Genomic DNA, 22,375 nt, shown 5'->3' on the forward strand with positions numbered 1-22,375 from the left:
ACCGGCGATGCCCATATGCTCGCTTTTCATGGGAGAGGTCCGTTTGTCCACCGATTCTGCAGCCACGCGCTCGCGCCGCGCTGCCGCGTTCGCCGTCTGGTACCTCCGCGCGGTCACGTTCGTGAACTTCCTCAGCGCGGTCTGGGTCTCGCTGGGGCAGGACCTCCGCAGGCACAACACGGACGACTACTTCACCCCGTACCTGCTGACCGCGGGCTTCGCCTCCGGCGTCTTCACGCTGTTCCTGGCGATCACCATGCGCCGCCGCAAGCGCGCCGCCTGGATCCTGAACCTCGTGCTCAGCGGCCTGTTCCTCCTGTTGTTCGCGCTGGCGATGTTCCTGCCGGAGATCCGGCAGCACGCGCAGAACTGGGTCTCGCTGGTCCTGACCGCGGCCTTCGTGGGGGCTCTCTGCGTGGGGCGGAAGGAGTTCTACGCGAAGGGCGACCGGTCCAATCCGTTGCTCGCCACGGTTGTGGCGGTCGTGGGTCTGCTGGTGACCTCGCTGTTCGCGGCCTTTCTGGTCACCGTCACCAACACCGCGACGGGGTCCTCCACCTTCCTGGAGCGCTGGCGGTACGGCGTGATGCGGCTGATCACGCTGGCCGCCGACGACTCCCGGTTCCCCGCGATCTCCACCCCCGGCTGGGTCGACGTCACCATCAACGTGCTGTCGACGCTGCTGCTGGTCGCCGTGCTGTTCGCCGCGTTCCGCGCGCGGCGGGCCGTCGACCCGTTCACCGAGGACGACGAGCGCAAGCTGCGCGCGCTGCTCGACAGGCACGGCGACCGGGACTCGCTGGGCTACTTCTCGCTGCGCCGCGAGAAGAGCGTGGTCTGGTCGCCCAGCGAGAAGGCCGCCGTGGCGTACCGCGTGGTGGGCGGGGTCTCGCTCGCCTCGGGCGATCCGATCGGCGATCCGGAGGCCTGGCCCGGCGCGATCGAGCCGTGGCTCGCGGAGGCCCGCGAGCACGGCTGGATCCCGGCCGTGATGGGTGCGAGCGAGGAGGCCGGCACGATCTACGCCCGGCACGGCCTGGACGCCCTGGAGCTGGGTGACGAGGCCATCGTGGACACCGCGGAGTTCACCCTGGAGGGCCGTGCGATGCGGACGGTCCGGCAGGCGTACAACCGGGTCAAGCGGGCCGGGTACGAGGTCCGGGTCCGGCGCCACGAGGACATCCCGGAGGACGAGATGGCCGTCCTGCTGGCGAAGGCCGACGACTGGCGGGACGGCGAGACCGAGCGGGGCTTCTCCATGGCGCTCGGCCGGCTCGGCGACCCGGCCGACGGGCAATGCGTGATGCTGGAGTGCACGGACGAGAAGGGTGAGCTGCGGGCGCTGCTGTCCTTCGTGCCGTGGGGCCCGAAGGGCCTGTCGCTGGACCTGATGCGCCGGGACCGGGACTCCGACAACGGGCTGATGGAGTTCATGGTCATCGAACTGCTCCAGCAGGCCGAGGAGATCGGGATCACGCAGGTCTCGCTCAACTTCGCGATGTTCCGGTCCGTCTTCGAACGTGGCTCGAGGCTCGGCGCGGGACCGGTGCTGCGGATGTGGCGTTCGCTGCTCAGCTTCTTCTCCCGCTGGTGGCAGATCGAGTCGCTGTACCGCGCCAACGCCAAGTACCGGCCGATCTGGGAGCCCCGTTTCATGCTGTTCGAGAAGAGCGCGGACCTGCTGCGCATCGGCCTGGCGGCGGGCCGCGCCGAGGGCTTCCTGGAGGCCCCCGGCCTGCCGAAGTGGATGCACCGCAGGCACCTGGAGGGCCGTCGTTGACCCGGATACGGGAGTCCTTCCGGCGGGAATGGCGGGCGCTGTACGGGGCGGTGCGCGCGGCGCTGGTCGCGCGGACGGGGGAACATCTCCCCCTTCGAGCGAAGCCGAGAGCTTGGGGGAGGGCGATACCCCTGACGCTCGCCGCGGTCTCTCTCACCGGCGTGTTCCAGCTGGTGCAGAACCAGGACTGGGGGTACCAACCCGTCCAGGACATCGGGGCGGTGCGGGCCGCCGATCCGCTCTGGCTCGCGTTGGTGAGGACGCCGCTGTCGCTGTTCGTGCCGGCGCTGGACCTGCCGGTCTGGGGGGCGCTGGCCCAGATCCTGGTGGTCTTCGGGATCGCGGAGATCTGCCTGGGGCGCGGGCGCACCCTGGCCGTCGCCTACCTGGCGACCCTGGCGGGGACCCTGTACGCCCGCGTCGGCATCGCCCTCGGCCCGGACGGGCCGCTGGGGCTGCCCGCCTCGGACGCGCAGGTGGTGGACACCGGCCCGTCCGCGGCGGTCGTCGGCCTCGCGGTGTACGTGTGCTGGGCGAACCGGGCCTGGTTCACCGGGGGTCTGGTGGTCCTGGCGATGGTGGTCGAGGTGCTGGTGAAGAACAACCTGGCCGGCAAGGAGCATCTGGCGGCGATCGCCGCGGTCGCACTGGGCTGCGCGGTGCTGACCTGGCGTCAGCGGGGGTCCGGCGGGCCGTCGTCGGAGCGGCCGTGCCCGACCCGGAGCGGGGACCGCTCCTGGAAGCCGCCGACCACGTCCTGAAAGCGCCGTACGGCCCGGTTCCAGCGGCGGTCGTGGCGGTAGGCCCGCAGCCCCGCCCTGGCCCGCGCCTTCGGCCGGCGGCGGTACATCCTGCGGGCCCAGAACGAGCCGGGCCGGGCGAGGCGCAGGGACCCCACGATGGCCACGAACGGCACGAGGGTGCCGATGACGGCCGTCCGGAACTTGCCCTTCAGCAGAGTGAGCAGCACGAACAGGAAGTTGACCGCGAGGGTGAGCACGAAGACGCCCCGGTTCTGCCGCTCGTCGCCGGTGAGTTCGTTGACGCCCAGCGGCGAGAAGCCGCCCAGGGTCAGCAGCACCAGGGAGAAGGTGAGCACGACGACCTCGACGCTCTTGCGGCCCTCGTCGCTCCAGTACACGTCGTCCAGGTGCAGGATCAGCGCGAACTCGTCGAGCACCAGCCCCGCCCCGATCCCGAAGACCACCGCGAACAGGGCGGCGGCGGCACCCTCCCGGCCGGTGGCGACCGCGCCGAAGCCGCCGACGAGCGCGAGGACCACGCCCGGGACGACGTGGTGGATGTGCACGCCGCCGGCGGAGGAGACGTTGCGGAAGGGGCCCTTCCCGGCCCGGATCAGCCGGGTGATCGTCCGGGTGATCACGAAGGTCAGGACGAAGGAGGCCAGCGCGAGGAGCAGCGGGAGTTTGCCGGGCTCGACGATGTTGGTGTGAAACCAGTGACCCATGCCACGCCCAGCCCTTCCGCCCGCTTATGCGGCTCTTTGTCGCGTTGTGCGTAACTTACCGGTCCGAGGCGGCGGCTACTGTGCCGCGCATGGACGGCATACGGTTCGCCTTCGGCACGCTCACCGTGCTCCCCGCCCGCGTGACCCGCTGGGACCGGGACGCGGCGCGGTCCGGCATGCTCTGGGCGCCGCTGCCGGGCCTGGTCGTCGGGCTGCTCGCGGGCGGGCTCGGCGCGGCGCTGCTGCTGCTCGGCTCCGGGCCGCTGCTCGCCGCCGTGGCCTCGGCCGCCGTCCCCGCGCTGCTCACCCGCGGGCTGCACCTCGACGGGCTCGCGGACACCGCGGACGGTCTCGGCAGCGGCAAGCCCGCCGAGGACGCGCTGCGCATCATGAAGCAGTCGGACATCGGCCCGTTCGGCGTGATCACCCTGCTGTTCGCGCTGCTCGCCCAGGTCGCCGCGCTGGCCGCGCTGTACGCGGACGGCTGGGCGCGCGGCGCCCTCGCGGCGGTGCTCGCCGCGGTCGTCGCGCGGCTCGCGCTCACCCACGCCTCCCGCTCCGGCGTCCCGGCCGCCCGGCCGGAGGGCCTGGGCGCGATGGTCGCCGGCACCGTGCCGACGGGTCCGGCCGTGGCGGCGACCGCCGCGGTCCTGGCGGGCTGCGCGGCCGCGGGCGGGCTGTTCTCGCCGTACGACGCGCTGCGCCACGTGCTGGCCGCGGCCGCCGCGCTGGCCGCCGCGGCGCTGCTGCTGCGGCGCTGCGTGGCCCGGTTCGGCGGGGTGACCGGCGACGTGTTCGGCGCGGTGGAGGAGACGGCGGCGACCGCCGCGCTGGTGGCGCTGACCCTCGCCCGGCCCTAGCAGGGCCTGCGCCAGGCGTCCAGGTCGTACCGCTTGAGCATCGAACTCAGGCCCAGCCTGCGGGACTGCGGGCAGAACGCGCTGGTCGGCAGCTCGTACTCGACGTGGAAGACGGCCTTGCCGGCCCGGACGAACGGGATGAGCAGCTCGCACTCCTCGTACTCGGCGCACTGCTCGTTGACCGCGAAGTCGAAGTCCGGGAGCAGGTCGGGGATCTGGTCGAGGTCGTTCTTCAACCCGACGGCGAGGCCCCGGTCATGGGCGAGGCGGGCGATGAGCCGGTTGTAGCGGAGCTGGTCGGCGGCGGTCAGCGGGAAGCCGGTGCGGTTGGCGTAGCCGTCCATGTTGTCGGGCTCGACGGCGTCGAAGCCCTTGGCGCGGCACATGTCGATCCGGGCCGCCATCAGGGGTTCGAGGACGTCGGTGCGGCGGATGTCGAGCCAGCGTTCGCCCGGCCAGCCGTTGCTCCGGCCGAGGACGGCGGCGGGGAACTTCGCGGCGTCGGGGCGGAATTCCTCCCAGGCGCCGGTGGACAGGTAGCAGATGACCTTGCGGCCGCGGGCGTGCAGGTCGGCGACGGCGGAGGCGGGATGGTCGAAGCCGTCGATGTCGTACACCGGCACGTCGACGGCCGGGTCGAGCCGGCCGCTGAGCTGCCACTGCCAGGCCAGGCCGGGAGCGGGCCGCCAGTGGTCCCCCGAGCGGTCGTCGTCCGGGGCGGCGGTGCAGGCGGCCAGCGCGAGCAGCAGGACGGCCGACAGGGCGAGGAAACGTCTCACCTGGTGCCCTCCAGAGCATGCGGCAGCGTGCCCCAGGGGTGCGCCCCGCCGCCCGGCACCGCGCACTGCACGTCGGTGGTGAGCCGGGCGTCCGCCGGGGCCGCGTACACGAGGTGGCAGTACCGGTCACCGGGCGGCAGGTCCAGCTCCCGGTAACTGTCCCAGGGGCCCTCGAAGGTGACCAGCAGATCGGCCAGCGGGAGGTACGCGGCGTGCGGCTGTGCCCCGTGGTTGAACACCAGGGTGCGGGCCCCGGCGGCACGGGCGGCCACGCCGATCCGGCGGAAGCGGTCGACGGCGTCCGGCCCGGTCGGCACCTGGTCGAGGAACACGCCGTCCGCGCCGTACCAGTCGCGGTGCCGCAGCAGGTCGGCGACGACGTCGCCGTGCGGGCGGCGCCCGTAGTCGGCGTCCGTGTACCCGAGCACCCGGACCCCGGCCGCCCGCAGCCGCCCGGCGACCTCGGCGAACGCCGGGTCGGCGGAGCGGCCCGGCCCGCTGTCCGGGTTGAGCACCACCCCGTACAGCCGGGGCGCGGCGGCCACCAGCGCCGCCCATTCCTCGGGGCGTTCGGCGGGATGCTCGTAGTACGGGACGAGCAGGGACGGGATCACGGCGGGCTCCCCCTACGCTCGGTGGGCGGTCGGCCGTACCAGCAGAGCACAGCTCCAGGCGGCGAGCACGGCGGCGGAGGCCGCGGTGATCGCCGGCCCGGCAGTGGCCGGCGCGGTCATCTGCGCGGTCGCGGCGAGCAGGCAGACCAGCCCGGCGCCGAGGACCGCGCCGTACGCCTGGAGCAGCAGGCCCAGCCAGAGCACCACGCCCACGAGCAACAGCCCGAGCAGCCGCCCCGCCTCGGGCCGGCCCGCGCCCGGCCAGGCGAGCGTCCCGGCGAGCGCGAGCACCAGCAGGGCGGCGAGGTAGCCGACGAGGCAGAGCGCCAGGGTGGCCACGGCCGTCCGGCGGAACGCGCGGGCGGTGGTGGTGAGCCGGAGCCCGGCGCTGCTCTCCCCGCGGAAGCGGTGCAGCAGCCATTCCGCCGGGCCCATCGACAGGGTGAGCGCCACCGCCGACGGGGCGGCGACGACGTCGGCCGGGCCGTCGGAGGCGAGGACGTCGCCGACGGCCGCGTACAGCACCAGCAGTCCGGTGCCGAGGCCGAACAGGCCGTACGGCAGCGAGGCGGCGAGCGGCGGCCCGGTACGACGCGACCGATCGAGCCCGGCGGCCGGCAGCAGCACGACCGCCGCGAAGACGACCGTCGCGGCGAGCGAGGCGAGCAGCAGCGCGACGCGGAGGGCGTCCGGCAGGTCGTACCGGAAGGCGAACAGCGCCCCGGTGAGCGGCGCGAGCGCGCACAGCAGGGCGCGCTCCCGGCCGAGGACCAGCAGCACCGTCGCCCCGGCGAGGTACAGCGACTGCCCGGCGGCGAACGCGGTCGCCGCCCACTCCCCCGGTCCGGTGGCCGCGATGGCGACGACGGTGCCGGCCAGCGCCCCGGCGGGCGCGCCGGTGAGCAGGGTCCGCGCGGCGGCGGGCCGGTCGCCGAGGCCGAGCCAGGTGTACGCCCGGTGGGACAGCGCCTGGTTCCACACCCAGCCGGCGAGCGCCCCGGCCAGCAGCGGCACGGTCCCGGCGGGCAGCGCGAACCGGCCGGGCGCCCCGGCGAGCAGCGGCCCGCCGAGCACGTACGCCAGTCCGGGCAGCGCGAACACCAGCCCCCGCAGCAGACAGCCCCCGAGCCCCGCGTACCAGGGCGCGGCGGCGACGGCCGCGGGCCCCGGGTGCCGCCGCTCGACGCGGGCGTACAGCTCCTCGCCCAGCGCGAAGGAGTCCTGCCGCCCGTAGGTGAGCCGGATGTGCTCGTCCGTCATCCCGTCCGACTCGAGGATCGCGGCGATCTCGTCGGGATGCACGGCCGCGGCCGCCAACGGCCGCAGCCGGTCGGCGAGTTCGTCGAGCGGGTCAGGGGCCAAAACAGGGCCGGCCGGTGCCTCCCCGGCGGGCTCGCCGTGCGGCGCGTGATCCGCGCCCCGGCCGTCCGCCGGGCGCGGGTCCTCGCGCGGGTCCGGGCCCTCGCCGTCCACCGGGACGCCCCGCGGGCGGGGGATCGTCGGCAGGGAGTCGTGCCGGGCGCCGGGCTTGAGCCAGAGGGAGCCGCTCATGCGTGGCTCCCCTCGAGGTCGGTGCGCCAGGGGTCGGTGAGGCGGACGGTCCAGTCCTCCACCACCGGCTCGGGCGCCGGGGGTTCGCCGCCGAGTTCGCGGTAGATGGCGCGGAAGCCGTCGACCGAGCGGTGCAGGGTGAAACGGTCCACCACCCGCTGCCGGGCCCGCCGGCCGAGCTCCGCGCGGCGGGCGTCGTCGCGCAGGAGGTCCACGATCGCGGCGGCCATGACCGCCGGTTCACGGGGCGGGACGACCAGGCCGGTGTCGCCGACCGCCTCCCGTACCCCGCCGACGTCCGTCGACACCGTGGCCCGGCCGCAGGACATCGCCTCGATCAGCGAGAAGGGGAAGCCCTCGCTGATCGAGGACAGCATGACCAGGTTCCCGGCCGCGTACGCCCGCGCCACGTCCGTCACCCGGCCCTCGTACGTGATGCCGTGCGCCACGCCCAGCTCCGCCGCCAGCTTCTCCAGCCGGGTCCGGTAGTCCTCGCCGCCGGCCGGCACCGGGCCGAACAACCGCAGCCGCAGCTCCGGGAGTTCGGCGCGGGCGATGGCGTACGCCCGGATCAGGGTCTCCAGGTCCTTGATGGGGTCGATCCGCCCGGCCCAGCTCAGCGTGGGCGTCTCCGGCTCGGGCCCGGCGTACGGGAAGGCCCGTGGGTCGACGCCGTTGTAGACGGTCCGGATGCGGTCGGCGGGCGCGCCGCCGCGCTCCTCCCAGCGCCGGTTGTACTGGTTGCAGGGGGTGATGAGGTCGGCCCGCCGGTACCCGTGGGTGTTGAGCTCCCGGTAGAACGCGAGCAGCAGGGCCTTGACCGGCCAGCTCTGCGCCTCGGTGCGGTAGCCGAGGTAGCGCTCGCGCAGGTAGATGCCGTGCTCGGTGAGGAGGAACGGCACGCCCTCGAAGTGCTGCGCGGCGAGCGCCGGCAGGGTCGCGAGGCCGCTGGAGACGGCGTGCGCGACGCCGTCCGGGGATATCCGGGCGCCGAGCGGCCGCAGCGCGTGTTCCAGCAGGTCGTTGGCCGTCAGCGCGTCGTGGACGGTGGGCCGGGCCGCGGCCGTCGGCAGGTGCGGCATGGACCAGATCCACATCAGCGAGCGGAGCACCGCCTCGCTGCGCAGCGCGGCGGTGAGCCGTCCGCGCCGGGCGAGCGCAGCGAGGGCGTACAGGCCCTCGCCGAAGTCGCAGCCGGCGGACGGGTCGAGCAGCGACAGCAGGAACCGTTCGTACACGTCGACGAAGCCGCGCCGTTCCCGCCCGACGAGGGGTCGTCGCGGGGCCGGCTGCGGGCCCCAGAGCGGGAAGACGGTGTGGCGGGCGACGTTGGGCGGCAGCTCCCAGGTGACGGGCTCCCGGCCGCTGCCGGTGAGTGAGAGTACGTGGAAACCGACCTCGGGCATGCCCCGGACGAGCTGGTCGCACCAGGTGCTGACTCCCCCGTGGACGTGCGGATAGGTGCCTTCGGTGAGCATGGTGACGTGACGGCCACTGCTCGGCATGTGCGTGTCCCCCCAGGACGTACGTGCGCTGCTAGGTGGTCGGGAGCTTGAGCGTGATCGCGCTCTGCAGCGGCTCGGGACCGGTCCAGTCCGAGCGGGCTCCGGCGTACGGTGTCCCGAACGCCGCCGTGCCGAGCAGGAGTTGCTTACGGGTGCCGTCGGGTGCGGTGAGCGGCACGAGCACGCCGGAGGGCGTGCGGACGGTGACGGTGCTGCCGATCCGGTACGCGGTGACCTGGCCGTCGGCGAGGGCCTTGGCCCAGGCGGCGCGGCGCTGCAGTTCGAGGCCGACGTCGCGGTGGCGCGGGTTGACCAGCGGGGTGTTGTCGGCGAACAGGGCGCGGTAGTCGGCGAGGATCCGGTCGAGGACGGGGTAGAGCAGCCGTTCCTCGGCGAGGTTGGACTGGTGGACGTAGTGCGGGCGCGGGTCGTTCGCCACGATGTGGGAGAGCGCGATGCGCGCCTCCTGCGGGACGATGTGCCCGGCGTATCCGGTGGCGGTGTCGAGCGGTGCCGGTAGGCAGGTGGAGGCGGGGTTCGACTCGCAGAGCCCACTGCCGCCGTCGGCGCGCGAGGTGTAGATCCAGTTGTACTCGTCGGTCATCTCGGCGGCGGTGCCGACGTTGTAGTACACGTTCATCGGGTGCCGGGGCACGGTCCTCGTGCTGCCGACGGCGCGCTGGGCGGGCTCGCGGGAGTTGTCGGAGGCGAGCCACTTGACGCCGTTGTCGGCGAGCGCGCCGGCGAGGTTCGGGTTGTCGACGGGCTGCTGCGGCAGGGTCTTCAGTCCGGAGTGCTCGCCGGTGACGAGTTCGGCGCGGTCGACGGAGATGCCCTTGCCGACGGCCCAGTTGTGGTTGTCGCGGATCTGCCCGGAGATCTCCGAACGGCTCGTCCACAGGGTCGTGCCCGCCGCGTTCTTCGCGCACTGCCAGGGGACGGTGCTGCTGTCCTGCACACAGCCGAGGAAGGGGTGGGTGTAGGTGTGGTTGATCCAGCGGTACTGGGCACGATCAGAGATCAACCTGGTGCTGAGATCGTCCCTGCCACCGTGCTCGGTCTTCCACTGTTCGCCCTGGCCGCCGTTGTAGACCATGTCGAGGGTGAAGCCGGCGGACTTCTGCCAGGCGGCCGCGTGCCCGGCGTCGGCGGCGGTCATCCGGATCGCGTCGGCGCTCTGCCCTCCCCCAGCTACCGCTGGGAGGTGCCCCCACTCGCCGACGCAGTCGAGGTCGCCGGGGGTGCAGTTGCGCTCGGTGTTCCAGCGGGCGTCCGGCGCGAAGACGTCGTCGACGTGGACGGAGAAGTAGCTGCGGCTGCGGCCGAGATGGACGCCCTGGGTGAGCCACTCGACGATGCCGCGGGCCAGCGCCCGGAACTGCCGCTGGTGCTGGTTGTAGGCGAAGGTGACGACCAGTTCGCGGCGGCCGTCGCGGGCGTACTCGCCGATCAGGCTGGCCCGTCCGCCGCCCGCCACGGGCAGGTCGAGATAGCTGGTGTAGCCCTCGCGGGGGCGGCCCGCGTAGCCGTAACTCTCGGAGATCGCCGGGTCGTTGTCCTCGAAGGTCACCGGCCCGTCGAGGTGCCGGAAGGGCCCGCTCCGCCCGGCGGCGGTGACGGTGGCGGTGACGCCGTCGAGGACGCCGGACCAGCCGCCCTCGCTGGTGTAGTCGAGGCCGACCCCGGGGTGCGCCCAGGTGTACGCGTCGACCTGCGGGATCCCGTAGGTCCGCTGGTACGCGGCGAGGGCGGTCTGCTCCGGCGAGTCGGGGCCGAACGGCGTCTCGTGCGGCAGCACCACGCCCTGGTACTTGGCGCGCGGCCGGCCGTCGACCGTGTCGCTGAGGAACCCGGCGTCGACGACGGGCCTGTCGGGGTCGTTCAGGTCGAGCGTGCGGTACGGGACGCCGGCGCCCTGCAGTTCCGCGGCGATCGCGCCGACGGTGCCGCTGCCGTCGTCCACCACGAGGACGGTGAGGTCGATCCGCGGGACGGGCGGGGCGGCGGCGGCCGGGCCCGCGGTGGGCACGACGGTGGCGAGCAGCGCGGCGGCGGCCAGGGCCGCACGGGACAAGCGGGACGGGTCCATCGGCTGGTTCCCCCTCGGACAGGTGCGTGGACGAGGCGAGTGTGGCCGAGTGGTGAAGGCTCGCGGGGTAAACATGGGACAGACACCACGGATGAGTGAACCGCTGCCCCCGTGAGCGAACCGGACGAGCGAGCGTAGGCTCGTTCACGGCGGTTGCCCGGCCGAAATACCATGCGGCGGGCACGGTCGGCCCATCCCTCGACCGCCACAGAACTCAATGGAAGCGAGAATTCACCACCGTGACTGCTCTCACTCTCAGCACTGCCGGCGCGGCGACGCTGCGCGCCGACGCCCTCGTGGTCGGCGTCGCCAAGTCCGGTAAGGGTCTCGTCCTCGCGCCCGGCGCCGAGGCCGTGGACGCGGCGTTCGACGGAAAGCTCGCCGCCGTCCTGGAGACGCTGGGCGCCGCCGGCGCCGAGGGTGAGGCGACCAAGCTGCCCGCCCCCGCCGGTCTGAAGGCCCCCGTCGTGCTCGCCGTCGGCCTCGGCTCCGCCCCCGAGGACGGCGCCGACTTCGCAGGCGAGGCGCTGCGCCGCGCCGCCGGTGTCGCCGCCCGCGCGCTGCACGGCGCGAAGAAGGCCGGCTTCGCGCTGCCGGTCGGCTCCGTCGAGGACGCCGAGGCGATCGCCGAGGGCGCGCTGCTCGGCGCGTACGCCTACACCGCGTACCAGGACCAGAACGGCAAGAACGGCAAGAAGCCGCTGGCCGAGGTGGCGCTGCTCGGCGCGAAGCCCCGCGACAAGGCGTTCAAGGCCGCGGCCGAGCGCGCGCAGGTCGTCGCCGAGGAGATCAACCGCGCCCGCGACCTGATCAACATGCCGCCGAACGACCTGTACCCGGCGACCTTCGCCGCGACCGCGCAGGCCGTCGCCAAGGAGCACGGCCTGAAGGTCCAGGTGCTCGACGAGAAGGCGCTGACCAAGGGCGGCTACGGCGGCATCCTGGGCGTCGGCTCCGGCTCGGTGAACCCGCCGCGCCTGGTGAAGATCGCCTACACGCACCCGGACGCGGAGAAGACCCTGGCCCTGGTCGGCAAGGGCATCACCTACGACTCGGGCGGCATCTCCCTGAAGCCGGCCGGCCACAACGAGACGATGAAGTGCGACATGAGCGGTGCGGCCGCCGTGTTCGCCGCCGTCGTCGCGGCCGCCCGCCTCGGCCTCGCCGTGAACGTCACCGGCTGGCTGGCGCTCGCCGAGAACATGCCGTCCGGCTCGGCGACCCGCCCGGGCGACGTCCTGCGCATGTACAGCGGCAAGACCGTCGAGGTCCTCAACACCGACGCCGAGGGCCGGCTGGTCCTCGCCGACGCGCTGACCAGGGCCTCCGAGGAGCACCCGGACGCGATCGTCGACGTGGCGACCCTGACCGGTGCGATGGTGCTGGCGCTCGGCAACCGGACCTTCGGGATCATGGCCAACGACGACGCCTTCCGCACCGAGATCCACGAGATCGCGGAGGAGGTCGGCGAGGCGTCCTGGCCGATGCCGCTCCCGGCCGACCTGCGCAAGGGCATGGACTCGCCGACCGCGGACATGGCCAACATGGGCGAGCGGATGGGCGGCGGCCTGGTCGCCGGCCTGTTCCTGAAGGAGTTCGTCGGCGAGGGCATCACCTGGGCCCACCTCGACATCGCCGGCCCCGCCTTCCACGAGGGCGCGCCGTACGGCTACACCCCGAAGGGCGGCACCGGCTCCTCGGTGCGCACCCTGGTGAAGCTGGCCGAGCGCACCGCCGGGGGCGACCTCGGCTGAGCACGGTGACCTGACGTGACACACTCCGCCCCCGGTCGTACGGCCGGGGGCGGGGTGTTTTCGCCCACACCGGTCTCAGAGCGCGGCCCCGCGTCCCGTGTTCCGGCAACAAGTGCGAAGATGGGTTCTCGGCAGGACAGGGCCCCCACCACAGGGCCGATATAAAGCGGCCGGACACCAGCCGCCGCCCGGTCGTCGACGACCGGCGTACGGCGCACATGCATGGAGGACGTGACGTGGCGAACGACGCCAGCACCGTTTTCGACCTAGTGATCCTCGGCGGCGGTAGCGGCGGTTACGCCGCGGCGCTGCGCGGAGCGCAGCTGGGCCTGGACGTCGCACTGATCGAGAAGAACAAGCTCGGCGGCACCTGCCTGCACAACGGTTGCATCCCGACGAAGGCCCTGCTGCACGCCGGCGAGGTCGCCGACCAGGCGCGCGAGGCGGAGCAGTTCGGTGTCAAGGCCTCCTTCGAGGGCATCGACATCAAGGCCGTGCACAAGTACAAGGACGACGTGATCTCGGGCCTCTACAAGGGTCTGCAGGGTCTGGTCGCCTCCCGCAAGGTGACGTACATCGAGGGTGCCGGCCGGCTCTCCTCCCCGACCTCGGTCGACGTCGACGGCCGCCGTGTCGAGGGCCGTCACGTCCTGCTCGCCACCGGTTCCGTGCCGAAGTCGCTGCCCGGTCTGGAGATCGACGGCAACCGCATCCTCTCCTCGGACCACGCGCTGACCCTGGACCGCGTCCCGGAGTCCGCGATCATCCTGGGCGGCGGCGTCATCGGCGTCGAGTTCGCCTCGGCGTGGAAGTCCTTCGGCGCCGACGTGACGGTGATCGAGGGCCTGAAGCACCTCGTGCCGGTCGAGGACGAGAACAGCTCCAAGCTGCTCGAGCGGGCCTTCCGCAAGCGGGGCATCAAGTTCAACCTCGGCACCTTCTTCCAGTCCGCCGAGTACACCGACAGCGGCGTGAAGGTGACGCTGGCCGACGGCAAGACCTTCGAGGCCGAGGTCCTCCTGGTCGCCATCGGCCGCGGCCCGGTCTCCGCCGGTCTCGGCTACGAGGAGCAGGGCGTCGCCATGGACCGCGGCCACGTCCTGGTCGACGAGTACATGCGCACCAACGTGCCGACGATCTCGGCCGTGGGCGACCTCGTCCCCACCCTCCAGCTGGCCCACGTCGGCTTCGCCGAGGGCATCCTGGTGGCCGAGCGCCTGGCCGGTCTGAAGCCGGTGCCGATCGACTACGACGGCGTGCCGCGGGTGACGTACTGCCACCCCGAGGTCGCCTCCGTCGGCATCACCGAGGCGAAGGCCAAGGAGATCTACGGTGCGGACAAGGTCGTCGCCCTGAAGTACAACCTCGCGGGCAACGGCAAGAGCAAGATCCTGAAGACCGCGGGCGAGATCAAGCTCGTCCAGGTCAAGGACGGTGCCGTGGTCGGCGTCCACATGGTCGGTGACCGCATGGGCGAGCAGGTCGGCGAGGCGCAGCTGATCTACAACTGGGAGGCGCTGCCGGCGGAGGTCGCGCAGCTCATCCACGCCCACCCGACGCAGAACGAGGCGCTCGGCGAGGCGCACCTGGCCCTGGCCGGCAAGCCTCTGCACTCCCACGACTGACGCTCACGTCATCACACGGGCGCGACGACCACATACCGCAATTCGTTAGGAGCAACCGAAACCATGCCGGTTTCCGTAACCCTGCCGGCGCTCGGCGAGAGCGTCACCGAGGGCACCGTCACCCGCTGGCTCAAGGCCGAGGGTGAGCGCGTCGAGGCCGACGAGCCGCTGCTCGAGGTCTCGACCGACAAGGTCGACACCGAGATTCCCGCCCCCGCGTCGGGCGTGCTGGCCTCCATCAAGGTCGCCGAGGACGAGACCGTCGAGGTCGGCGCCGAGCTGGCGATCATCGACGACGGCACGGGCGCCCCCGCCGCCGCCCCGGCCCCCGCCGCCGAGGCCGCGCCGGCCCCGGCTCCGGCCGCCGCCCCCGCGCCGGTGGCCGAGGCTCCCGCCGCCCCGGCCCCGGCCGCCGAGGCCCCGGCCGCCGCCCCCGCCGGCGCCGTGTCCGGTACCGAGGTCACCCTGCCCGCCCTGGGCGAGTCGGTCACCGAGGGCACCGTCACCCGCTGGCTGAAGTCGGTCGGCGAGACCGTCGAGGCCGACGAGCCGCTGCTCGAGGTCTCCACGGACAAGGTCGACACCGAGATCCCGGCGCCGGTCTCCGGCGTTCTCCTGGAGATCACCGTCGCCGAGGACGAGACCGCCGAGGTCGGCGCCAAGCTGGCCGTCATCGGCGCCCCGGGCGCGGCTCCGGCCGCCGCTCCGGCTCCGGCCGCCCCGGCTCCGGCGCCCGCCGCCGCTGCTCCGGCCGCCCCGGCCCCGGCCGCCCCCGCGGCTCCGGCTCCGGCGCCCGCCCCGGTGGCTCCGGCCGCCCCGGTCGCCGCTCCGGCTCCGGCCGCGCCCGCCGCCCCGGCGCCGGTCGCCCCGGCCCCGGTCACCCCGGCTCCCGCCGCCGCCGAACCGGCGGAGGACGGCGCGTACGTGACCCCGCTGGTCCGCAAGCTGGCCGCGGAGAACGGCGTGGACCTGGGAGCCGTCAAGGGCTCCGGCGTCGGTGGCCGCATCCGCAAGCAGGACGTCCTCGCGGCCGCCGAGGCCAAGAAGGCCGCCGCTGCCGCCCCGGCCCCCACCGCCGCTGCCGCCGCTCCGAAGACCCCCGCCCTGGAGGTCTCCCCGCTGCGTGGTCAGACGGTCAAGATGACCCGCATGCGCAAGGTCATCGGCGACAACATGATGAAGGCGCTGCACGGCCAGGCCCAGCTGTCCTCGGTCGTCGAGGTCGACATCACCAAGCTGATGAAGCTGCGCGCCCGTGCCAAGGACGCGTTCGCCGCCCGTGAGGGCGTCAAGCTCTCCCCGATGCCGTTCTTCGTGAAGGCGGCGGCCCAGGCGCTGAAGGCCCACCCGGTCATCAACGCCCGGATCAACGAGGACGAGGGCACCATCACCTACTTCGACTCGGAGAACATCGGCATCGCCGTGGACTCCGAGAAGGGTCTGATGACGCCGGTCATCAAGGGTGCGGGCGACCTCAACATCGCCGGTATCTCCAAGGCGACCGCCGATCTGGCCGCCAAGGTCCGCGGCAACAAGATCACCCCGGACGAGCTGGCCGGTGCGACCTTCACCATCTCCAACACCGGCTCGCGCGGTGCGCTCTTCGACACGATCATCGTGCCGCCGAACCAGGTCGCCATCCTGGGCATCGGCGCCACGGTCAAGCGTCCGGCCGTCATCGAGACCGCCGAGGGCACCGTCATCGGCGTCCGCGACATGACGTACCTGACGCTGTCGTACGACCACCGTCTGGTGGACGGCGCCGACGCGGCCCGCTACCTGACCGCCGTCAAGGCGATCCTGGAGGCCGGCGAGTTCGAGGTGGACCTCGGCCTGTAAGGGCAACGTAACGAGCCTCACCTGCGGTGTCCCCGTCCGGATGTGTTTCCGGACGGGGACACCGCCGTATTGTCTAAGAGTCAAAGGCCCTCCCGTCGCCCGACCACCGCCCCTCAAGGAGGCCCTTCGGGCCACGGATTATTTTCAGGAGCTGCCCCCATGACCATGCCCGTCGTCCATTCGCTGCGCGAGCAGATCCGCGAGCACATCGTGGAGGGCATCGTCAGCGGTCGCTGGAAGCCGGGCGAGCGGATCGTGGAGCGGCGCATCGCGACGGAGCTGGAGGTCTCCCAGACCCCGGTCCGGGAGGCGCTGCGGGAGCTGGAGTCGCTGCGGCTGATCGAGTCGGCCCCCAACAAGGGCGTACGGGTCAGGAACCTCACCGCGGCCGACCTGGAGGAGAGCTACCCGGTCCGGGCCGGCCTGGAGCAGATCGCCGCGGAGCTGGCGGCCGAGCGGCTGGCGGCCGACTGCTCGGCCCTGGAGCCGCACGTGGCGGCGCTGTACGAGGCGGACGCCACGGCCGACGGGACGGCTCAGGTGCGGCACACGGTGGCCTTCCACCGGGAGCTGGTGAAGGCGGCCGGGAACGGGGTGCTGCTGCACACCTGGGAGGGCCTGGGCATCGAGGTCTTCACCGCGCTGTCGATCCGCTGGCTGGGCACGGTCCAGAAGTCGTACGCGGAGGAGCACCAGGACCTCGTGGAGGCGTTCCGCCGCCGCGACCCGGAGATCGGCGCTCTGGTGAAGGCCCACGTCCTGGGCTGCGCCCCGCGGGCGTAGCGCTCCGCCGCGCCTTCGTCGAGCGGGTCTCCCCTCCGAGCGGGTCTCCCCTCCGAGCGGGTCTGCCCTCAGGGCGGGCCCGCTCATGCGTGCGCGGACGCACTCACCTCGACCCTCACCTGCGAAAACAAGGCACCCGGTGCCCGTTTTCGCGGCACCCTGTGCCGACTTTCTCGATCTGGAGAGGTTTTCCTCTCAACCCTTTGATCGATCATCGATCGAGAGCTTAGAGTCTTCGGCGGGCCTCACCCGGCCCATTCGCCCTGTCCTGCCAGACAAGGCCCCATCTCCACCCCCAATCCCTGTCCGGAAGGCGGCGATCATGACCGATCCCGTAGGCAAGATTCCGAGCGAGCTCGACCAGCTCCCGGACCGTGACACCGAGGAGACCGCCGAGTGGGCGGCCTCCCTGGACGCCGTCACCAAGGCCGCCGGCCCCCACCGGGCCGCCTACCTGATGCGCCGTACCCTCCAGCACGCCGAGGGCGCCGGTCTCGCGCTGCCCAAGCTGCTGGAGACCGATTACGTCAACACCATCCCCACCTCCGCCGAGCCGGGCATCGACGGCGACGAGGAGATGGAGCGCCGGATCACCGCCTGGAACCGCTGGAACGCGGCCGCGATGGTCACCCGCGGCGCCAAGCACGGCGTCGGCGGCCACATCGCCACCTTCGCCTCCGCGGCCTGGCTCTACGAGACCGGCTTCAATCACTTCTTCAAGGGGAAGGAGGCCCAGGACGCTCCCGGCTCCGGCGACCAGCTGTACATCCAGGGCCACGCCTCCCCCGGCATCTACGCCCGCGCCTTCCTCGACGGCCGTCTGAACGAGGCCCACCTCGACAACTTCCGGCAGGAGTCCGGCGGCAACGGCCTGCCCTCCTACCCGCACCCGCGGCGCCTCCCCTGGCTGTGGGAGTTCCCCACCGTCTCCATGGGTCTCGGCCCGCTCTCCGCGATCTACCAGGCGCGCTTCAACCGCTACCTGACCAACCGCGCCATCAAGGACGTCTCCGCCTCCCACGTGTGGGCCTTCCTCGGCGACGGCGAGATGGACGAGCCCGAGTCGACCGCCGCCCTCGCGCTGGCGGCCCGCGAGGGTCTGGACAACCTGACCTTCGTCATCAACTGCAACCTGCAGCGCCTCGACGGCCCGGTCCGCGCCAACTTCAAGATCGTGCAGGAGCTGGAGGCCCAGTTCCGCGGCGCCGGCTGGAACGTCGTGAAGACCCTCTGGGGCAACGCCTGGGACGAGCTGTTCGCGCTCGACACCACCGGCGCCCTGGTCCGCCGCCTCCGCGAGGTCCCGGACGCGCAGGTCCAGACGTACCAGACCCGCGACGCCGCCTACATCCGCCAGGACTTCTTCGGCAAGGACCCGGCGCTCGTCGCGATGGCGCAGCTGCTGAGCGACGACAAGATCCTCGAGTGTTTCCACCTCTCCCGCGGTGGTCACGAGCCGCGCAAGGTGTACGCCGCGTACAAGGCCGCCCTGGAGTTCAAGGGCGCGCCGACGGTGATCCTGGCGCAGACCGTCAAGGGCTTCACCCTGGGCGAGGGCTTCGCGTCGAAGAACGCGAACCACCAGATGAAGAAGCTGTCCACGGACGAGTTCAAGAACATGCGGGACCTGCTCGACCTGCCGATCTCGGACGCGCAGTTCACCGACGGCGTCGTGCCGTACGGCCACCCCGGCGCCGACTCCGCCGAGGTCCGCTACCTGCAGGAGCGCCGCGCGGCCCTCGGCGGTCCGGCCCCGGCCCGCCGCAGCCACGCGCTCGCCCCGCTGCCGGCCCCGGCCGACAAGACCTTCGCCTCCTTCGACAAGGGATCCGGCTCGCAGAACGTCGCCACGACGATGGCGTTCGTGCGCCTGGTGAAGGACCTGGTCCGCGACAAGGAGACCGGCAAGCGCTGGGTCCCGATCGTCCCGGACGAGGCCCGCACCTTCGGTATGGAGTCGCTGTTCCCGTCGCTCGGCATCTACTCGCCGAAGGGCCAGACGTACGAGCCGGTCGACCGCGACCAGCTGATGTACTACAAGGAGGCCAAGAACGGCCAGATCCTCAACGAGGGGATCACCGAGGCCGGTTCGATGGCCGACTTCATCGCCGCGTCCACCGCGTACTCCACGCACGGTGAGGCGATGATCCCGTTCTACATCTTCTACTCGATGTTCGGCTGGCAGCGGACCGCCGACCAGATGTGGCAGCTCGGCGACCAGCTCGGCCGCGGCTTCCTCGTCGGCGCGACCGCCGGCCGCACCACCCTGACCGGTGAGGGCCTGCAGCACGCCGACGGCCACTCGCCGATGATCGCGGCGACCAACCCCGCGGCCCTGTCGTACGACCCGGCGTTCGCCTACGAGATCGCGGCCATCGTCAAGGACGGTCTGCGCAGGATGTACGGCGAGGCCGCCCCGGGCGAGGACCAGGACGTCTTCTACTACCTCACGGTCTACAACGAGCCGATGCCGCAGCCGGCCAAGCCGGCGGGCGTCGACGAGGGCATCCTCAAGGGCCTGTACCGCTTCAACACCGCCGAGTCCGCCGGTCTGGAGCTGCCCGCGAACGCCGCCCGCATCCAGCTGCTCGGCTCCGGCACGGCGATCCACTGGGCCCTGCAGGCCCAGAAGCTGCTCGCCGAGGAGTGGGGCGTCGGCGCGGACGTGTGGTCGGCCACCTCGTGGACCGAGCTGCGGCGCGACGCGCTGGAGGCCGACGCGGCGCTGCTGCGCGGCGAGGAGCGCGTCCCGTACGTCCGGCGCGCGCTGGAGGGCGTGGAGTCCCCCGTCCTCGCCGTCTCGGACTACATGCGCCAGGTCCCGGACCAGATCGCGCAGTGGGTCGAGCAGGACTGGTCCTCGCTGGGCGCCGACGGCTTCGGTCTGTCGGACACCCGTGAGGCGGCCCGCCGCCACTTCGGCGTGGACGCGCAGTCCATCGTCGTCGCGGCCCTGGCCCAGCTCGCCCGCCGCGGCGAGGTCCCGGCCTCGGCGGTCAAGGAGGCGCGGGAGCGCTACGGCCTCTGACCGGCCGTGTCGGTGGCGGCGCGCATCATGGGGGGATGCGTGCCGCCCGCCTGATCAAGATGGTCCTGCTCCTCCAGTCCCGCCCGTCGATGACAGCGGCGGAGCTGGCGACGGAGCTCGAGGTCTCGGAACGGACCATCACCCGTGATGCCCTCGCCCTCTCGGAGGCGGGGGTTCCGGTGTATGCGGACCGGGGCCGGGCCGGCGGCTACCGGCTGATCGGCGGCTACCGCACCCGGCTCACCGGCCTGGCCCGCGACGAGGCCGAGGCGCTGTTCCTGTCCGGACTGCCGGGCGCGCTGCGCGACATGGGCCTGGCGGACGCGTCGTCGACGGCTCGCCTGAAGCTGGCGGCCGCGCTCTCGCCGGCCCTGAGGGACGCGCCCAGCTCGGCGGCCCAGCGCTTCCATCTGGACGCCCCCGGCTGGTACCAGGAGCCCGAGACCCCGGAGCTTCTGCCCCCGCTGGCCGAGGCGGTCTGGACCGACCGCCGGGTGACGGCCCGCTACCGGCGCCCGGACGGCGAGGTGACGCGCGAGCTGGACCCGTACGGCCTGGTCCTGAAGGCGGGCGTGTGGTACCTGTGCGCCCGCGTCGGCACGACGTGGCGCACGTACCGCGTGGACCGCTTCACCTCGGTGGACGTCACCGGCGAACCCTTCGCCCGCGCCTCGGACTTCGACCTCCCGGCGTTCTGGTCGGACCAGGCGGCCGCCTTCACCCGCTCGATCCTCCGCACGGAGGTGACCCTCCGCCTGACGGAGGCCGGCGCCGCCCGCCTCCCGTACGTGACGGACCGCGCGGCGGCGGAGGAGGCCCTCGCGACGGCCGACCGGGACGCCCGGGGCCGTCTGACGGCGACGCTGAGAATGGAGAGCGAGGAGGTCGCCCTCACCCAACTCCTCCCCCTGGGCGCGGATGCGGAGGTACTGACCCCGGAGAGCCTGCGGCGTCGCTTCGCGGCAGCGGCCAGGGACATGGCGCGGCTCTACGGATAGGCCCCGTCAGGGGCGTGGGGCTGCGTCCGTATGCGGCTCCGCCGCACGAGCGCGACCAGCCACACAGGCGCCCCGTCATGGGCGCGGGGAACTGCGCGAGCAACCACGACGCACCCACACCGGCCAAGCGCGCGGGGCGCTCAGCGGTAGTCGTCCACCGACACGTTCTCGTCCGTCTCCTTCGCGACGATGAAGCCCCACGCGTCCGGCCGCGACCCGTCCGCGTCGGTGAAGCCGTACTCCTTCGCCAGTTGCCCGCTGGACAGCGACTGCCCGTTCCAGCGCGCCCGGTCCGGGTCCGCCGCGAGGGCGGCGATCCCGCGGCCGAGGTACACCGGGGACTCGGCGACGGCGAAGTCCGGGAGCTTCTCGGTGGCGTCCCGCCAGTTCTCCTCGGTCACCCCGAAGTGGTCCAGCATCTGCTCCGACCGCAGCCAGCCCGGCGTGACCGACACCGCGGTGCCGCCGGAGGGCTTCAGGTCGTGGGAGAGCGCGAACGCCATCCGGATCGGGGCGGTCTTCGCGAGGTCGTAGAAGATGTTCTCGCGGTAGTGAGTGCCGTTGTACTCCGCGGTGCCGTCCGTGACCTCCACCAGCAGGGAATCCGGGTTCCGGATCAGCAGCGGCACGACCGCCGCGCTGGTGATCAGATGGCTCTTCACGCCGAGCTCCAGCATCCGCAGCCCGTCGGCCAGCGCCATCTCGTGGATCTTCTTGCCGAACCCGGCCACCACCAGGTGCTCCCCGCCCCAGATGTCGTTCACGAGGATGTCGAGCCGGCCCTGCTCCCGGTCGATCCGCTCGACGAGCGCCGCGACCTGGTCGGGCTCCAGATGGTCGGTGGGTACGGCGACGCCCTCGCCGCCCGCGGCGGTGACGAGCTCGGCCGTCTCCTCGATGGTCTCGGTGGTCCGCCCGACCTCGCTGGCCTTCTCGCGGGTCGTGCGCCCGGTCACGTACACGGTGGCCCCGGCCGCGCCCAGCTCCACGGCGATGGCCCGCCCCGCACCCCGCGTGGCACCGGCGACCAGTGCGATCCTGCCGCCGAGCGGCTTCGTGTCTGTCGTCATGTCTCGACGGTGACAGTGAATACAGACATCTGCTGTCCGGTTTCATTTCCGTCGCTCCGGGTGCGTCGCCCTGGGCGAGGCCCGATGCTGGTTCCCGTGATGGACGAGACGGAGTTCTGGGAGATCATCGACTCCACCCGGGTCGCGGCGGAGGGCGATCCGGAGGAGCATGCCGACCTGCTCACCGAGCGGCTGCTGCAGCTGGACCCGGATGCCGTCCTGGACTTCGCCCGGCACTTCGAGGCGCGGTACAACCGGGCCTACCGGTGGGATCTGTGGGGCGCGGCGTCGGTGCTGATGGACGGGGCGGGCGAGGAGTCGTTCGACTACTTCCGCTGCTGGCTGATCGCCCAGGGCCGGGAGGTGTTCGAGGGCGCGGTGCACGATCCGGACGCGCTCGCGGAGTTGCTCGGCGACTTCGACGCGGAGCTGGACGGGGACGGCGAGGAGGTCGGGTTCGCGGCGGACGAGGCGTACGAGCGGCTGACCGGCACGGAGGCCCCGGAGCTCGGTATCCCGCCGCAGCCGGGTGAGCCGGAGGGTGTGGCGTTCGACGTGACGGACGACGGGGAGCTGGCGGCTCGGTATCCCCGGCTGTGGGACCGCTTCGGGGGATGAGGAGGGGGCGGGTC

At 72.7% G+C, this 22,375-nt stretch carries 17 protein-coding genes; 10 read left to right on the top strand and 7 right to left on the bottom strand.

The annotated features are described in order from the left end of the window. Nucleotides 1–28 precede the first annotated feature (28 nt). Both ABZO31_RS08585 and ABZO31_RS08590 read left to right on the top strand, forming a co-directional pair. Nucleotides 29–1,780 (top strand): phosphatidylglycerol lysyltransferase domain-containing protein, encoded by a 1,752-nt coding sequence (locus ABZO31_RS08585; RefSeq protein ID WP_406860507.1) that lies wholly within the window; start codon nt 29–31, stop codon nt 1,778–1,780. 5 nt (nt 1,781–1,785) lie between these two features. Continuing rightward, nucleotides 1,786–2,541: a hypothetical protein gene (locus ABZO31_RS08590; RefSeq protein ID WP_406865294.1), complete on the top strand. Its 756-nt coding sequence runs from the start codon at nt 1,786–1,788 to the stop codon at nt 2,539–2,541. Here ABZO31_RS08590 and ABZO31_RS08595 read toward each other — a convergent pair. Next, a complete protein-coding gene (locus ABZO31_RS08595) occupies nt 2,454–3,248 on the bottom strand; it encodes a hypothetical protein (RefSeq protein WP_406860508.1) in 795 nt (264 codons plus the stop codon). The two genes, ABZO31_RS08590 and ABZO31_RS08595, sit on opposite strands and share 88 nt — an antisense overlap. Nucleotides 3,249–3,337: 89 nt before the next feature. On the opposite strand from ABZO31_RS08595, the gene ABZO31_RS08600 reads away from it, so the two are divergent. Next, complete coding sequence (locus tag ABZO31_RS08600; protein WP_406860509.1) at nt 3,338–4,108, top strand: adenosylcobinamide-GDP ribazoletransferase; 771 nt, start codon at nt 3,338–3,340, stop codon at nt 4,106–4,108. On the opposite strand, the gene ABZO31_RS08605 is transcribed toward ABZO31_RS08600, so the two are convergent. The 5 genes from ABZO31_RS08605 to ABZO31_RS08625 are packed head-to-tail and all read right to left on the bottom strand — an operon-like array spanning nt 4,105 to nt 10,646. Next, nucleotides 4,105–4,887, bottom strand: coding sequence for an endo alpha-1,4 polygalactosaminidase (locus ABZO31_RS08605; RefSeq protein ID WP_406860510.1), 783 nt, complete (start codon nt 4,885–4,887; stop codon nt 4,105–4,107). The two genes, ABZO31_RS08600 and ABZO31_RS08605, sit on opposite strands and share 4 nt — an antisense overlap. Next, a complete protein-coding gene (locus tag ABZO31_RS08610) occupies nt 4,884–5,498 on the bottom strand; it encodes a spherulation-specific family 4 protein (protein ID WP_406865295.1) in 615 nt (204 codons plus the stop codon). The genes ABZO31_RS08605 and ABZO31_RS08610 overlap by 4 nt, the downstream gene beginning before the upstream one ends. Nucleotides 5,499–5,513: 15 nt before the next feature. Beyond that, nucleotides 5,514–7,052 carry a hypothetical protein gene (locus ABZO31_RS08615; protein WP_406860511.1) on the bottom strand — a complete coding sequence of 513 codons (1,539 nt, stop codon included), beginning with the start codon at nt 7,050–7,052 and terminating at the stop codon, nt 5,514–5,516. Continuing rightward, nucleotides 7,049–8,557: a GT4 family glycosyltransferase PelF gene (pelF, locus tag ABZO31_RS08620; RefSeq protein ID WP_406860512.1), complete on the bottom strand. Its 1,509-nt coding sequence runs from the start codon at nt 8,555–8,557 to the stop codon at nt 7,049–7,051. The genes ABZO31_RS08615 and pelF overlap by 4 nt, the downstream gene beginning before the upstream one ends. A 31-nt stretch (nt 8,558–8,588) precedes the next feature. Further along, nucleotides 8,589–10,646, bottom strand: coding sequence for a hypothetical protein (locus ABZO31_RS08625; RefSeq protein ID WP_406860513.1), 2,058 nt, complete (start codon nt 10,644–10,646; stop codon nt 8,589–8,591). A 239-nt stretch (nt 10,647–10,885) separates the two neighbouring features. Here ABZO31_RS08625 and ABZO31_RS08630 point away from each other — a divergent pair, with 239 nt between their 5' ends. The 6 genes from ABZO31_RS08630 (at nt 10,886) to ABZO31_RS08655 (ending at nt 20,673) form a co-directional block, all read left to right on the top strand. Continuing rightward, nucleotides 10,886–12,400, top strand: a complete 1,515-nt coding sequence (locus ABZO31_RS08630) for a leucyl aminopeptidase (protein WP_406860514.1) — start codon at nt 10,886–10,888, stop codon at nt 12,398–12,400. 236 nt (nt 12,401–12,636) lie between these two features. After that, nucleotides 12,637–14,025: a dihydrolipoyl dehydrogenase gene (gene lpdA / locus ABZO31_RS08635; RefSeq protein WP_406860515.1), complete on the top strand. Its 1,389-nt coding sequence runs from the start codon at nt 12,637–12,639 to the stop codon at nt 14,023–14,025. Between the two features lie 63 nt (nt 14,026–14,088). Continuing rightward, a complete protein-coding gene (sucB, locus tag ABZO31_RS08640; protein WP_406860516.1) occupies nt 14,089–15,864 on the top strand; it encodes a 2-oxoglutarate dehydrogenase, E2 component, dihydrolipoamide succinyltransferase in 1,776 nt (591 codons plus the stop codon). 159 nt (nt 15,865–16,023) lie between these two features. Beyond that, on the top strand, nt 16,024–16,647 hold the full coding sequence (locus ABZO31_RS08645) for a GntR family transcriptional regulator (RefSeq protein WP_406860517.1): 624 nt from the start codon (nt 16,024–16,026) through the stop codon (nt 16,645–16,647). A gap of 322 nt (nt 16,648–16,969) precedes the next feature. Beyond that, a complete protein-coding gene (gene aceE / locus ABZO31_RS08650) occupies nt 16,970–19,675 on the top strand; it encodes a pyruvate dehydrogenase (acetyl-transferring), homodimeric type (protein ID WP_406860518.1) in 2,706 nt (901 codons plus the stop codon). 35 nt (nt 19,676–19,710) lie between these two features. Continuing rightward, entirely contained in the window at nt 19,711–20,673 is a 963-nt protein-coding gene (locus tag ABZO31_RS08655; RefSeq protein ID WP_406860519.1) for a helix-turn-helix transcriptional regulator, read from the top strand. A 140-nt stretch (nt 20,674–20,813) separates the two neighbouring features. On the opposite strand, the gene ABZO31_RS08660 is transcribed toward ABZO31_RS08655, so the two are convergent. Beyond that, nucleotides 20,814–21,743, bottom strand: a complete 930-nt coding sequence (locus ABZO31_RS08660) for an SDR family oxidoreductase (protein WP_406860520.1) — start codon at nt 21,741–21,743, stop codon at nt 20,814–20,816. A 99-nt stretch (nt 21,744–21,842) separates the two neighbouring features. Between ABZO31_RS08660 and ABZO31_RS08665 the strand changes: the two genes are divergently transcribed. Then, complete coding sequence (locus ABZO31_RS08665; RefSeq protein ID WP_406865296.1) at nt 21,843–22,361, top strand: DUF4240 domain-containing protein; 519 nt, start codon at nt 21,843–21,845, stop codon at nt 22,359–22,361. The last annotated feature ends 14 nt before the right edge of the window (nt 22,362–22,375 follow it).

This window comes from Streptomyces solicamelliae (assembly GCF_045348655.1).
GTDB classification, from domain to species: Bacteria; Actinomycetota; Actinomycetes; order Streptomycetales; family Streptomycetaceae; genus Streptomyces; species Streptomyces solicamelliae.

Excerpts from the sequence above, each read along its gene's own strand:
- ABZO31_RS08585 (WP_406860507.1), top strand. The coding sequence starts at position 29 with ATGGGAGAGGTCCGTTTGTCCACCGATTCTGCAGCCACGCGCTCGCGC.
- ABZO31_RS08595 (WP_406860508.1), bottom strand. The coding sequence starts at position 3,248 with ATGGGTCACTGGTTTCACACCAACATCGTCGAGCCCGGCAAACTCCCG.
- ABZO31_RS08600 (WP_406860509.1), top strand. The coding sequence starts at position 3,338 with ATGGACGGCATACGGTTCGCCTTCGGCACGCTCACCGTGCTCCCCGCC.
- ABZO31_RS08615 (WP_406860511.1), bottom strand. The coding sequence starts at position 7,052 with ATGAGCGGCTCCCTCTGGCTCAAGCCCGGCGCCCGGCACGACTCCCTG.
- pelF (WP_406860512.1), bottom strand. The coding sequence starts at position 8,557 with ATGCCGAGCAGTGGCCGTCACGTCACCATGCTCACCGAAGGCACCTAT.
- ABZO31_RS08625 (WP_406860513.1), bottom strand. The coding sequence starts at position 10,646 with ATGGACCCGTCCCGCTTGTCCCGTGCGGCCCTGGCCGCCGCCGCGCTG.
- sucB (WP_406860516.1), top strand. The coding sequence starts at position 14,089 with ATGCCGGTTTCCGTAACCCTGCCGGCGCTCGGCGAGAGCGTCACCGAG.
- ABZO31_RS08645 (WP_406860517.1), top strand. The coding sequence starts at position 16,024 with ATGACCATGCCCGTCGTCCATTCGCTGCGCGAGCAGATCCGCGAGCAC.
- aceE (WP_406860518.1), top strand. The coding sequence starts at position 16,970 with ATGACCGATCCCGTAGGCAAGATTCCGAGCGAGCTCGACCAGCTCCCG.
- ABZO31_RS08655 (WP_406860519.1), top strand. The coding sequence starts at position 19,711 with ATGCGTGCCGCCCGCCTGATCAAGATGGTCCTGCTCCTCCAGTCCCGC.
- ABZO31_RS08660 (WP_406860520.1), bottom strand. The coding sequence starts at position 21,743 with ATGACGACAGACACGAAGCCGCTCGGCGGCAGGATCGCACTGGTCGCC.
- ABZO31_RS08665 (WP_406865296.1), top strand. The coding sequence starts at position 21,843 with ATGGACGAGACGGAGTTCTGGGAGATCATCGACTCCACCCGGGTCGCG.